General features: G+C 72.7%; 8 protein-coding genes. All 8 read left to right on the top strand.

Annotated elements, in window-relative coordinates; all coding sequences use genetic code 11:
- Positions 1-713: 713 nt before the first annotated feature.
- From J8M50_RS48145 to J8M50_RS48110, 8 genes are read left to right on the top strand one after another with little or no spacing between them, the layout of a single operon-like run.
- Positions 714-2,183: a sugar transferase gene (locus tag J8M50_RS48145; RefSeq protein WP_029184655.1), complete on the top strand. Its 1,470-nt coding sequence runs from the start codon at positions 714-716 to the stop codon at positions 2,181-2,183.
- A 20-nt stretch (positions 2,184-2,203) separates the two neighbouring features.
- Positions 2,204-3,514, top strand: coding sequence for a nucleotide sugar dehydrogenase (locus tag J8M50_RS48140; protein WP_010360357.1), 1,311 nt, complete (start codon positions 2,204-2,206; stop codon positions 3,512-3,514).
- Positions 3,504-4,721 carry a glycosyltransferase family 4 protein gene (locus J8M50_RS48135; RefSeq protein ID WP_029184656.1) on the top strand — a complete coding sequence of 406 codons (1,218 nt, stop codon included), beginning with the start codon at positions 3,504-3,506 and terminating at the stop codon, positions 4,719-4,721. Before J8M50_RS48140 ends, J8M50_RS48135 begins: the two co-directional genes overlap by 11 nt.
- Positions 4,718-6,037, top strand: coding sequence for a Wzz/FepE/Etk N-terminal domain-containing protein (locus J8M50_RS48130; RefSeq protein WP_010360359.1), 1,320 nt, complete (start codon positions 4,718-4,720; stop codon positions 6,035-6,037). The genes J8M50_RS48135 and J8M50_RS48130 overlap by 4 nt, the downstream gene beginning before the upstream one ends.
- Positions 6,034-7,500, top strand: a complete 1,467-nt coding sequence (locus J8M50_RS48125; protein ID WP_010360360.1) for a Wzz/FepE/Etk N-terminal domain-containing protein — start codon at positions 6,034-6,036, stop codon at positions 7,498-7,500. Before J8M50_RS48130 ends, J8M50_RS48125 begins: the two co-directional genes overlap by 4 nt.
- Before the next feature lie 3 nt (positions 7,501-7,503).
- The gene (gene asnB / locus J8M50_RS48120) at positions 7,504-9,417 is read left to right on the top strand and encodes an asparagine synthase (glutamine-hydrolyzing) (RefSeq protein WP_010360361.1); all 1,914 of its coding nucleotides are present in this window, start codon (positions 7,504-7,506) and stop codon (positions 9,415-9,417) included.
- A 19-nt stretch (positions 9,418-9,436) separates the two neighbouring features.
- On the top strand, positions 9,437-11,608 hold the full coding sequence (locus tag J8M50_RS48115; protein ID WP_010360362.1) for a bi-domain-containing oxidoreductase: 2,172 nt from the start codon (positions 9,437-9,439) through the stop codon (positions 11,606-11,608).
- The gene (locus J8M50_RS48110; RefSeq protein WP_010360363.1) at positions 11,605-13,545 is read left to right on the top strand and encodes an alginate lyase family protein; all 1,941 of its coding nucleotides are present in this window, start codon (positions 11,605-11,607) and stop codon (positions 13,543-13,545) included. The genes J8M50_RS48115 and J8M50_RS48110 overlap by 4 nt, the downstream gene beginning before the upstream one ends.
- Positions 13,546-13,555: the final 10 nt, after the last annotated feature.

The raw sequence follows: 13,555 nt of genomic DNA, 5'->3' as shown, positions 1-13,555 counted from the left end.
CCGCGTGGGGCGCCTGGTGCGGTCGGTGCGCGGGCGGGCTCACAGCGGACGGAGCGCCTCCGGGAGGGGGACTTTGTTTCTCCTTTGCTTCTGCGCGCGGCCCGGTCGAGGGGTGCCGGTACGCACTTTCCGGCCTTCCTGCGGAGGCCGTACGCCCGTCGAACGCGCACAGTGACGCCGTCGCGACGCCGCGTCTTCATGTGGTCGCCGAGCAGGCGACACACCTGACGGTCCGTCAGAATTCGCGGCAATTCACTGCCAAGAGCAGGTAAACCGCCAGGTCGAATCCACATTTCGGGGACGGTGTCGAACGTTTCGCCCGCCGATTCGATACCCCCGCCCACCTCTCGCCCCCGCAAGCACTCGCCGATCGGCCGATTCAGTCTCAAAACCAGAGCACAAATTCCACACAACTTCTCTTCATTCTGCCGTCGATGGTCTAGATTGACCGTGCTTCAGGCGTTCGGGCACGAGGCGGCCAGGAAAGATCAATTGGTCCCTCGCCCTGGAAGGTCCTGGAGCCCGGGGGGCCTTGGACGCGGGGAGCGTCCAGGGTTTCGGCGGGTTTCCGCGAGCAAGTTGCTCAAGCACCTCTGCAAGAGCCGGGTTGTCGTGCGCAAAGGGGAGGAACAGCACGGGAGGCGGGGGCCTCCCGAGGGGGAGCAACGGTGTGAGGCATACACGTCGAACCATTGGGGACCCGGGGGGGTTCTGTGCAACAAGGGGGAGCAGTCGGCCCGTTCATGCCGACGCGCAGGCGTCTGGCGGACGGGACGTTCCAGCAGCCCGAGAGCGACTGGGAGCAGCGGTACCGACGTACCGTCATCGTCAGCGACACGGTGGCGACCGCCTTCGTGGTGGCGGCCATCGGCAATCTGTTCGGGGCCCGCGACGCGGCCAACTGGCACGAGAAGTGGGGGATCCTGGCGTTCGGCACCGAGGTGCTGGTGCTGGGGGCGCTCGCGGTGAGCCGGGCGTGGGTGCCGGCCGTCCTCGGCCAGGGTGCCGAGGAGTTCCGCCGGCTGGGGCGCTCGCTGTTCGCGGCGACCGTCGTGCTGGCGCTCGGCGGGATCGCCCTGACCTCGCGCAACATCAAACTGTGGATCTTCGTCGCGATCCCGGCGATCGCGCTCATCACGATGACCGCGCGCTACGTGCTGCGACTGTGGCTGCACCGGCAGCGCAAGGAGGGCCGGTGCCTGAGACCGGTACTCGCGGCCGGGAGCCCGGCGACCGTCCGGGACCTGATCACCAGGACCCGTAAGTTCCCGCACATCGGCTGGCGGGTGGAGGCGGTGTGCACGACCGGCGCGGACGGCGGCCATCTGGACGGCGTCCCGGTGGTGGGCCGACTCGCGGACGTCGCCGGTCATGTCCACCGTGACGGCTACCGGGTCGTCGCGGTCACCCCGGACCCGCACTGGTCCCCGGACCGGTTGCAGCGCCTGGCGTGGAACCTCGAAGGCAGCGACGCCGAGATGGTCGTGGCGCCGGTGCTGATGGAGGTGGCGGGACCTCGGCTGCACGTGGACGCGGTGCTCGGCATCCCGCTGCTGCGGGTCAGCATGCCGGCGTTCACCGGGGGCCGCCGGGTCGTCAAGGGGGTCGTCGACCGGCTGGGCGCGGCGCTCCTGCTGGTGCTGCTCGCGCCGCTGATGGTGTCCGTGGCGCTGCTGGTGGCGCTGGACAGCCGGGGCGGGGTGTTCTACCGGCAGCTCAGGGTCGGCAAGGACGGCCACGAGTTCACCATGGTCAAGTTCCGCACCATGGTCGCCGGGGCCGACCGCGCCAAGGCCGCGCTCGCCGCCCTCAACGAGGGTGCGGGACCGATGTTCAAGCTCCGCCGGGACCCTCGGGTGACCCGGGTGGGGACGCTGCTGCGGCGGTACTCGATCGACGAACTCCCGCAGCTGTTCAACGTTCTGACCGGATCGATGTCGCTCGTCGGTCCGCGTCCCCCGCTGCCGGAGGAGTCCGCCGTGTACGGCCCGGACATCCGGCGGCGGCTGCTGGTCAAACCGGGGCTCACGGGGCTGTGGCAGATCAGCGGGCGCAGCGACCTGTCCTGGGAGGAGGCGGTGCGGCTGGACCTCAGATACGTGGAGGACTGGTCGCTCGCGCTGGACACGGTGATCTTGTGGAAGACGCTGCGCGCGGTGCTGCACGGACAGGGGGCCTACTGATGCAGGGGGAGGAACGGGGCATGAGAGTCAGCGTGTTCGGGCTCGGCTACGTGGGCTGCGTGTCGGCCGCGTGCCTGGCCGGCATGGGGCACGAGGTGATCGGGGTCGACGTCAACCAGGTCAAGGTCGACCTGGTGAACGCGGGCCGGGCCCCGGTCGTCGAGGAGCGGATCGGCGAGCTGATCGCCGACGTCGTGGGGAAGGGGACGTTGAGGGCCACCACCGACGTCCGTGAGGCGATCGAAGGCAGCGAGGTGTCGCTGGTCTGCGTGGGGACGCCGTCGGAGCCCAACGGCAGCCTGTGCACGACGTATCTGGAGCGGGTCACCGAGGAGATCGGCGCGGCGCTCGCGGAGCGGGGCGGGCGGCACACGGTCGTGTTCCGCTCCACGATGCTCCCGGGGACCTGTCTGAACCTGCTGGTGCCGATCCTGGAGAAGCACACGGGTGCCGGGGTGGACGTGGGGGTCGCGGTCAACCCGGAGTTCCTGCGCGAGGGCACGAGCGTGCGGGACTTCTTCGACCCGCCGAAGACCGTGATCGGCGAACTCGACGCGGCGAGCGGCGACGTGGTGGCCGCGCTGTACGAGGAGCTGCCGGGCGAGGTGTTCCGGGTGTCGGTGCCGACGGCCGAGGCGATCAAGTACGCGGACAACGCGTTCCACGGCCTGAAGATCGGTTTCGCGAACGAGCTGGGCGCGGTCTACCGGGCGCTCGGGGTGGACTCGCACCAGGTGATGGACGTGTTTCTCGCCGACCGCAAGCTGAACATCAGCCCGGCCTATCTGCGGCCCGGGTTCGCGTTCGGCGGCTCCTGCCTGCCGAAGGACCTGCGCAGCCTGGTCCACGCGGCGCAGCGGGCCGACGTGTCGGTGCCGATCCTGTCCCACGTGCTGCCCTCCAACTCCGACCACCTCCAGCGGGCGGTGGAGCTGGTCGAGCGCACCGGCAAACGGCGGGCGGGGATCTTCGGGCTGTCCTTCAAGCCCGGCACCGACGACCTGCGCGAAAGTCCCCTCGTCGAGTTGGCGGAACGTCTCTTCGGCAAGGGGTACGACCTGAAGATCTACGACGCCAACGTGAGCCTGTCGCGGCTCCTCGGCGCGAACCGCGAGTACATCGAGACGCGCCTGCCGCACCTCGCGCAACTGCTCGCGGACTCCGTGGAGGAGGTCCTCGACCACGCCGAGGTGTGCCTGGTCGGCACCCGCGACCCGGAGGTCCTCGCGGCGCTCCCGCACGGCGGGACACCGGTGATCGTCGACCTCGTCCACCTCCCCGACGCCGACGCGCGCCGGGCCGAACCGGGGTACGTGGGCCTTGCCTGGTGACGTGGGCGCGCGGCGCGCGCTGGTGCTGGTGGAGAACCTGTCCGTGCCGTTCGACCGGCGCGTGTGGCAGGAGTGCGCGACGCTGCGCGACGCGGGCTGGCAGGTCGACGTCATCTGCCCGCAGGGCGGCAAGCGGGACACGGAGCCGGAGGCGGTGATCGACGGGATCCGCATCCACCGCTACCCGCTGCACGCGGCGACCGGCGGTCCGGCCGGCTATCTGCGCGAGTACGGCTCGGCGCTGTGGCACACGTTCCGGCTGGCCCGGAAGGTGGGCCCGGTGGACGTCGTGCACGCCTGCAACCCGCCCGACCTGCTGTTCCTGCCCGCGCTGTGGCTGAAGCGGCGCGGCGCCCGGTTCGTGTTCGACCAGCACGACCTCGTACCGGAGCTGTACCTGTCACGGTTCGACCGGGGCGAGGACCTCCTGTACCGGGGCGTGTGCGCGCTGGAGCGGCTGACCTACCGGGTCGCGGACGTGGTCCTCGCGACGAACGAGAGCTACAAGGCCGTCGCCGTACGCCGGGGCGGGCGCAGACCGGAGGACGTGTTCGTCGTGCGCAGTGCGCCGGACGTCGACCGGTTCCATCCGGTGGAGCCGGAGCCGGAGTTGAAGCGCGGCAAGCCTCATCTGCTGTGCTACCTCGGGGTGATGGGCCCGCAGGACGGCGTGGACTACGCGCTGCGGGCGCTGGCGAAGCTGCGCGACGAGTGCGGGCGTGACGACTGGCACGCGGTGTTCGTGGGCGGCGGGGACACCTTCGACGCGATGGTGGAGCTGTCCCGCACGCTCGGGCTCACCGGCCAGGTCGAGTTCACGGGCCGTATCCCGGACGCCGACCTGGCGCGCTACCTGTCGTCGGCGGACGTGTGCCTGTCCCCCGACCCGCACAACCCGCTCAACGACGTGTCGACGATGAACAAGGTCCTGGAGTACATGGTCATGGGCCGGCCGATCGTCTCGTTCGAGCTGCGCGAGGCGCGGGTCTCCGCCGGGGACGCCGCCGTCTACGCGCCCGCCAACGACGAGTCGGCGTTCGCGAAGCTGATCGTGGAGCTGCTGGACGACCCCGAGCGGCGGGCCCGGATGGGCGCGGTGGGCCGGGAGCGGATCGGCGGTCCGCTGGCCTGGCGCAACTCGCAGACGGCGCTGCTCGCCGCGTACGCCGCCGCCTCCAGGAGCACGGGAAAGAGGCAGCACCGTTGAGCGACGACACCATCCGGCTGGTCACGGTCGGACGCATTCTCCGCCGGCGCCGGCGGCTGCTCGTGCTGCTCGCCGTGGTGGGCGCCCTCGTCGGCTACGGCGCCTGGCTGGTGTTCCCGCCGCAGTACACGACGTCCGCGTCGGTGCTGCTGCCGGGGGCGTGGGAGGAGCGCGAGCTGCTGACGCAGGCGCAGATCGCGACCAGTTCGGTGGTGATCGACCGGGCCGCCGCCACGCTCGGCCGGCCCGGCGTCGACGGCGGCACCCTCAAGGGCCGGGTGAGCGCGACGGCGGCCGACGGGAACATCGTCAAGATCGCCGCCACGGACGGGACGCCCAAGGGGGCGCAGCAGATCGCCGACGAGGTGGCGCGGCAGTTCGTCGCGTTCGCGGCGCGGGTCGCGGGCGAGAAGGCCGGCTCGGACGCGGCCTCGGGTCCCGAGGAGCTGCGTCAGCTCGTGACGCAGACGGGGCGCCGGATCTCGGAGCTGGCGGACGCGGCCGGTACGGGGGAGTCCGTGGAGAGCGTGCAGACCCGTACGGAGCTGACGAAGCTGCGTACGGCGTTGCAGGAGGCCGTCACCAAGCTGAACCAGGCGGGCCCGGCCTCCGGGAAGGCGGCCATGGTCGTCATGGGCCCGGCTCCCCGGCCGACCGGCGAGGCGCCGCCGACGCGGACGCAGCTCACCGTCGGCGGGGGCCTGTTGTTCTTCCTCCTCGCGGTGATCGGCCATCTGACCGCCGCCCGCATGAGCCGCAGGCTGCGCACGGAGACGGAGATCGCGGGGGCGCTGGGCTCGACGCTCCTCGGCACGGTCGACGTACCCGCCGGGCGCCGGGCGCGTGGCCGTGGGCTGCGCCGGCTCCTGGGGACGGACGTCCGCTGGGACGTGCCGCCCCCGCAGCCGTCCGGTGACGAGGCCGACCGGCAGATCCGCTACCGGCGGGTGTGCGCCCGTATCCGCGAGCACCTCCCCTTCCCGCACAGCCTGCTGGTGCTCGTCCCGGACGGCGACGACACCGCCCGCAGTGCGGCGGACCACCTCGTCGCGGAGTCCGACAGCGATCCCCTCCTCGCCGTGGCCGGGGTCTCGGTGCAGCGGCCGGTCGTGCCGGACCGTGACGCGGAGTCCGGCGCCCTGGTCGTGCTGAGCCCGGGCGAGTGGACCGCCGCGGAGCTGACCGGCATCGCCGAGGCGTGCGCCGACGCGGGGCACACCGTCGTCGGTGTCGTCCTCGCCGCGCCCGTCACGACGCGGGCGTCCCGGGCCGGCAACCGCCGCCCGGCGGCCCTCGCGACGGGAGGCGCCGGGTGACGACACCGGAATCCGCTCCCCTGCTCGACCTCCAGGCGCTGGTGGTCGCGGTGCGCAGGCGCCGTCGCCTGTGGTGTGCGACGGCCGTGCTGGGGCTGACGGCCGGCGCCTCGGTGCCGGTGCTGCTGCCGCCCGCGCCGACGGCGGTGGCCAAGGTGCTGGTCGCCCACCAGGCGGACCAGCCGAACGACCCCGGCACCCTGATCCGTACGGACGTCGCCCTGCTGAGCACCACACGCATCGCCGACGCCGCCCTGAAGGCCCTCAGGTCCCCGGACCGGCCGGAGGACTTCATGGGGGACTACAGCGGTCTCGGCCTGACCAACAACCTGCTCCAGATCACGGTGACGGGCGCCACCGACGCCCAGGCGGTGGCCCGCGCCAAGGCGCTCGCGGACGCCTTCGTCGCCGACCACGTCCGGCGCATCCAGCAGGCGGCGGACGCCGAGGCGAAGGGGCTCCTCGACCAGCGGGACCGGCTGGAGGCCGACCTCGCCCGCGTCAACCAGGCGATCACCGACGGCTCGGGGCAGACCGGGCCGAACGCGTCGGCCGACCAGGAGTCGCTGTTCGCCCGCCGGGCCGAACTCACCGCGCGGATCACCGACTTCGGGCAGCGCGCGGCGGAGGCAAGGATCGGCACGCCCCGGCTGGTGGCCGGCACGCAGATCGTGGACGCGCCGCGCGCGCTGAGCCACTCCCTGCCGAAGGCCGCCGCCACGGACGGGGTGATCGGCCTGGTCCTCGGGTTCGTCCTCGGGCTCGCGGTGTCCGCCGTGGGCACGGTGGTCGCGGACCGTCCCGTCCTGCGCCGGGAGATCGCGGCGAACCTGAACGCCTCGGCCATCGCCGAACTGCCCCTGCGCTCCCCCCGGTTGTGGGGGCGGCGCCGGAACCGGGCGGCCCGCGAACGCCTCACCGCGTCGCTGGCCCGCACGGTGCGCGCCTCGGCGGAGCCGGTGTCGCTGCTGGCACTGGGATGCGCGCGGGGCACCGGGGTGATCGCCCTGGACCTGGCCCGCGCCCTGGTGGCGGAGGGTCCGGTGACCGTCGTGGACGCACTGCCGGGATCGCGTCTCGCCAAGCGCAAGCCGCAGCCGGGTGACCCGACCGTCGTCACCACGGCCCCGGCCGTCCCGGCGGAACGTCAGATCGGCGTCGGCTCGGTGGCGCCCGGCACCGCCTGGACCGACCTGCGGTACCTCGGCACGAAGACCGTCCTCGTGGTGCGGGCCGGGCACGGCAGCGCGGCGTGGCTGCACACGGTGGCGCGGCAGCTCGCGGACCAGCGGGTCGAGGTGGTCGGCGTGGTGCTGATCGACCCCGATCCGCGCGACCGGACCGACGGCACGCTGTGGGCCGAACGGCCCCCGGCGCCGCCCCGGCTGTTACGGAAGAACGGGGTGGAGCGGCTGCCGAAGTGGGCGACGCGGGTCCCGGACAGCGACCAGGAAGCGCGGTAGGACATGTGTGGCATCGCAGGCACGTACCGCTGGCCGGACGGGAAGGCCGTCACGGACCGGCTGACCGGCGTCCTCGCCCACCGGGGCCCGGACGGGTCCGGTCATTACGGCCACCCCGCCGGTGACGGCGAGGTGCACCTCGGGCACCGCAGGCTGGCCATCATCGACCTCTCGGAGACCGGCGCCCAGCCGATGGCGAAGGACGGTCTCGTCCTCACCTACAACGGCGAGCTGTACAACGCGCCCGAGCTGCGCGCCGAGCTCGAAGCCGCCGGGGCGCGGTTCCGGGGCACCTCCGACACCGAGGTCCTGCTGGAGTCGTGGCGGCGCTGGGGCACCGACTGTCTGCCCCGGCTGCGCGGCATGTTCGCGTTCGGCGTGTTCGACGAGCGGACCGGTGAGCTGGTCCTCGCCCGCGACCAGCTCGGCATCAAGCCGCTGTTCCTGATCCGGCGCGGCGAGGGCCTGGTGTTCGCCTCCGAGCTGAAGGCGCTGGCCGCCGTGACGGGCGGTTCGCTGGAGGTGGACCACGCGGCGCTGGTGGCCTCGCTCCTCTACTACTGGGTGCCGGACTCGCGGTGCGCGTTCCGTGAGGCGGAGAAGCTGCCGCCGGGGAGCTGGCTGCGGATCCGGCCCGACGGGCGGGTGGAGCGCGGGCGGTACTGGAACCTGCGGGACGTCGCCGCCGAGGCCCGGCATCAAAAGGAACCCGACATCGCGGCCGTCGTCGAGGAGTCGACCCGCCGTCACCTCCTGTCCGACGTACCCGTGGCGACGTTCCTGTCCGGCGGGCTCGACTCCAGCTACCTGACCGCGCTCGCGGCCCGCGACCGGCCGGGGATCTCCGCCTACACGATCGGGTTCCGCGCCGAGGACTCCAAGTTCGAGGCGATGCCGGACGACCTGCGCTACGCCCGGCAGGTCGCCGAGCGGTTCGGGGTCGACCTGCACGAGATCGAGATCGCGCCCGACGTCCTGGACCTGCTGCCCCGGATGACCTATCACCTGGACGAGCCGATCGGCGACCCGGCCGCGATCAACACGTTCCTGATCTGCACGGCCGCCCGGGAGGCCGGGGTCAAGGTGATGCTGTCGGGGATGGGCGCGGACGAGCTGTTCGCCGGGTACCGCAAGCACCTCGCGAACCTCCTCGCGCTGCGCTACCAGCGCGTGCCGCGTCCCCTGCGGCGCGGGCTGTCGGGGGTCGTGGACCGGCTGCCGGTCGCGTCCGCCCGCCGGGGGTACCGGTCGGTGCGGTTCGCGAAGCGGTTCCTGTCCTTCGCGGACCTGCCGGAGGAGACCGCGTTCCGGCGCAGCTACACGCTGTACGACCGGGCCGAACTCCTCGGCCTGATCGACCCGGACCTGGCGGGGACGGTCGACGACGTGCTCACCGAGCACGCGGACACCTACGAGGACAACGACCTCGACGACTTCGTGAACCGCATGTGCCTGGGCGACGCCCGGATGTTCCTGCCGGGCCTCAACCTCGCCTACACGGACCGCTCCAGCATGGCCGCGTCGACCGAGGTGCGGGTGCCGTACGTGGACGTCGAGGTCGTGAAGGCGGCGTTCGCGGTGCCCGGCGACCGGAAGATCGCCGGGCGGCAGGGCAAGGCCGTGCTGAAGGAGGCGGCCCTCTCCGTGCTGCCCCGGGAGATCGTGTACCGGCCCAAGGGCCTGTTCAGCGCCCCGCTGCGGGCCTGGATGAGCCGGGATCTCGCGCCGCTGGTCCAAGAGGTGGTGCACGACGGGGTCCTTGTGCGGTCCGGGTTCCTGCGGCGGGAGGCGCTCGCGCGGATGGTCGCCGAGGACGCCGCCGGGCAGCGGGACTTCTCCAAGCATCTGTGGCACGTCCTGACCCTTGAGTACTGGTACCGAGGCGCGACCTCCGGGTCCGCTCCCCTGACGGCGTAGAGAGACGAAGAGGCTTCGGGTGAAACAGGTCGTACAGAACTACAAGAGCGGCGAGCTGGCTCTCCTCGACGTGCCGGTGCCGGGGTGCAAGCCGGGCGGGGTGCTGGTGCGCACCGCCTACTCGCTGATCTCCACCGGCACCGAGCTGATGAAGGTCTCCGAGGCCGGCATGTCGATGCTGGGCAAGGCCCGCTCGCGCCCCGACCAGGTCGCGAAGGTCGTGCAGAGCGTGGCCGTGAACGGGGTGCCCGCGACCTACCGCAAGGTCATGGGCAAGCTGGACTCCTACACGCCGCTGGGCTATTCGCTGTGCGGGGTCGTCGAGCAGGTCGGCGACGGGATCGACGACGTGAAGGTCGGCGACCTGGTGGCGTGCGCGGGCAACGAGCACGCGCTGCACGCCGAGCTGAACTGGGTGCCGAAGAACCTGTACGCCCCGGTGCCGGACGGCCTCGCGCCCCGGCACGCCGCGTTCGGGACGGTCGGGTCGATCGCGTTGCAGGGGGTCCGGCAGGGTGAGTCCCGGCTCGGTGAGGTCGCGCTGGTGATCGGCCTCGGGCTGATCGGGCAGCTCGTGGTGCAGTTGCTGGCCGCCTCGGGGGTGCGTGTCGTCGGCGCCGACCCCGACCCGGCGCGCTGCGAACTCGCCGCGCGGCTGGGCGCGGTGGCCTGCGGCGACCCGGCGTCCCCGGCCGTGGAGTCCGCGGTGGTGGACCTGACCGACGGCCACGGCGTGGACCAGGTGTATCTGGCGGCGGGCGGCGGCAGCAATCAGCCCGTCGAGCTGGCCGCGCGGCTGAGCCGGGACCGGGGCCGGGTCGTCGACATCGGCAAGTGCCGTCTCGACCTGCCGTGGAACGCGTACTACGAGAAGGAGCTGGACGTCCGCTTCTCCCGCAGCTACGGCCCCGGCCGCTACGACCCGGAGTACGAACTCGACGGCCGGGACTACCCGATCGGGTACGTCCGCTGGACGGAGCGCCGGAACCTGGCGTGCTTCCTGGACCTCGTCGCGCGCGGCCGGGTCGACGTGGAGCCGCTGGTCTCCCACGTCGCGGACTTCGACGACGCGGTGGACACGTACCGGAGCCTGAAGGACGGCGACCTCAAGGCCGTGGCCGTGCTGTTCCGGTACCCCGAGAGCACGGTCGTGGCCGAGGCGCCGACAGTGACCGTCCCCTCCGTACGCATGCCCCCCGCGCCGAAGCCCGCGCCCCGCAGCACCACGGCCCCCGTACGCCTCGCCTTCATCGGCGCCGGCAACTACGCGACCTCGATGCTCCTCCCCCACCTCACGGGCCGCGACGGCGTCGAACTCGCCACGGTCGTCACCACGACCGCCCTCTCCGCCGCCAACGCTCAGCGCAAGTTCGGCTTCGCCGAGGCGACCACCGATCTCGACGCGGTCCTCGGTGACAAGGCGATCGACGCGGTGTTCGTCGTCACCCGCCACAGTTCGCACGCCGACCTGACCCGCAGGGCGCTGCTCGCGGGCAAGGCGGTGTTCGTGGAGAAGCCCCTCGCGCTCAGTGAGGAGGAGCTGGCCGGGGTGCTCTCGGCGGTCGAGGAGTCCGGCAACGACCGGATCCAGGTGGGGTTCAACCGCCGGTTCGCGCCCCTGCTGCGGGAGGCGAAGGAGCGGTTCGGTGCCAGGAGCGGCCCGGCGTCCCTGCGCTATCTGGTCAACGCGGGGCAGCTCACGCACGGCAGTTGGTACCTCCGGCAGGGCACCGAGGGCTCCCGGTTCGCCGGTGAGGGCGGGCACTTCGTCGACACGGCGAGCTGGCTGCTCGACGCCGACCCGGTCTCGGTGTACGCCGTGGGTGACGAAGACCTCCAGGTCATCCTGCGCTACCCGGACGACTCCACCGCGACGATCAGCTATGTCACGGGCGGCGCATCGAGTTTCCCGAAGGAGACCCTGGACCTGGTCGCCGACGGCAAGGTGCTGCGGCTCGACGACTTCGTGCGCGCCTCGGTCTACGACCGCAAGCGGTGGGTGAGTTCCCGGCTGCCGAAGGCCCGCGACAAGGGGCAGAACGCCGAACTCGCCGCGTTCGTGAAGGCGGTGCGGACCGGCGGCCCGATGCCGGTGCCGCTGGCATCGCTGGCCGCCACCACGGCCGCGACCCTCGCCGTGCGGGCCTCCGTGGCCGACGGGGTGCCGGTGACGCTGGCGGGGGCGCGATGAGCATGGACGCGCGGTGGTACCTGCGGCGGCTGTCGCGGATGGGTCCGGCGGAGGTCGCCGGGCGCGCCGGGGACGCGGTGCGCAGGCGGCGGTGGCGGTCGGCGCGGCCCGTCTGCCCGGACGTGACCGGCGCCCGGTTCACCGCCGTCCTGCCGCCGCAGGCACTCGCCTCCGTACCGCCGGACGCGGTGAAGCGGCTGGTGGCGGAGGCGGACCGGCTGATGGCGGGGCACGGCGAGTTCTTCGGCGTGGTCCGCGACGACCTGGACGCCCCGGACTGGTGGTACGACCCGAAGACCGGGCGGCGCGCGCCCTGGGGGTACGCCTTCGACGTGCCGTACCGCGACGAGGAGACCGTCGGGGACATCAAGCAGATCTGGGAGCCGTCCCGGCACCAGTACCTGACGGTCCTCGCCGCCGCCTACGCGGTCACCGGCGACGAGCGGTACGCCGAGCGGGTCGCCGCGCACCTCCAGTCGTGGTGGTCGGCCAACGCGCCCTTGCGCGGGGTGCACTGGACGAGCGGTATCGAGCTGGGCATCCGGCTGCTGTCGTGGGTGTGGATCCGCAGGCTGCTCGACGAGTGGCCGGAGGTGACCGCCCTGTTCGAGGACAACCCGGTGGCGGTACGCCAGATCTGGCACCACCAGCGCTGGCTGGCCGCCTTCCCGAGCCGGGGTTCGTCGGCGAACAACCACATCGTCGCCGAGGCCGCCGGACAGTTCGCCGCGGCCTGCGCCTTCGACTGGTTCCCGGCCTCGGAGCGCTGGCGCGGCGACGCCCTGCGGTCCCTGGAGCGGCATCTGCGCCGGAACACCTTCCCGTCCGGCCTCAACCGCGAACTGGCCACCGAGTACCACGGGCTGGTCCTCGAACTGGGTCTCGCGGCGCTGGCCGAGGCGGATACGGCGGGCGTTCCGGTCCCGCCGTCGGTCCGGCTGGTGCTGCTGCGGATGACCGACGCGCTCGCGGCCGTCGTGGACAGCCGTCTGCGCCCGCCCCGGCAGGGCGACGCGGACGACGGGTACGGCCTGGTCGTCGACGGCGCGGGCACGGACCGCTGGGCGTCGCTGCTGGCCACCGGGGACGCGCTGTTCGGGCGGCTCGGCTGGTGGCCGACGGTCACCGGCACCGACGTCCGCACTCCGCTGCTGGCCGCGCTCGTCGAGCCGTACAAGCGGGGCGACCGTCCCGCGAGCCGCCCCGCGCACTTCGCGGACGCGGGGCTGACCGTCCTGCGCGGGCCGGGGGAGATCTGGTGCCGGTGCGACGGGGGCCCGCACGGGTTCCTGTCGATCGCCGCACATGCGCACGCGGACGCGCTGTCCGTGGAGGTGCGCCACGACGGGGTGGACGTGCTCGCCGACCCGGGGACGTACTGCTACCACGGGCAGCCCGCGTGGCGGTGGTACTTCCGCTCGACGCTCGGCCACAACACCCTCCAACTGGACGGCGAGGACCAGTCCGCGTCCGGGGGCCCGTTCCTGTGGACCCGGCACGCGCGCAGCCGGGTCCTGGTCGCCGACACCTCCGAGGCGGGGGTGGGCCGCTGGGGCGCCGAGCACGACGGGTACGGGCCCTCCGTACACCGGCGGTGGGTCGAACTGACGTCGGCGGACCGGGAGGTGCGGATCGTCGACGAGGTGCCCGGCGAGCGGCGTGCCGTACGGCTCGCGTTCCACCTCGGCCCCGCGGTCACCGCGCGCCTGGAGGAGAACCGGGCGCTGCTGACGTGGACGCGGGACGGCGAGGAGCGGTCCGCGACGCTCGATCTGCCGGGGCGGCTGGAGTGGCGGGCGCACCGGGGCGAGAGCGATCCGCCGCTGGGCTGGTACTCCCCCGGCTTCGGGCGCAAGGAACCCGCGACGACGCTGGTCGGCACCGGCTCGACCGGGAGCGTCGAGGGGTTCGTCACCGTGCTCAGGTTCCACGGCTGAGGGGGCGGAG

The organism is Streptomyces acidiscabies, from assembly GCF_020010905.1.
GTDB lineage: Bacteria > Actinomycetota > Actinomycetes > Streptomycetales > Streptomycetaceae > Streptomyces > Streptomyces acidiscabies.
This window is presented reverse-complemented; position numbering and strand designations above follow the sequence as displayed.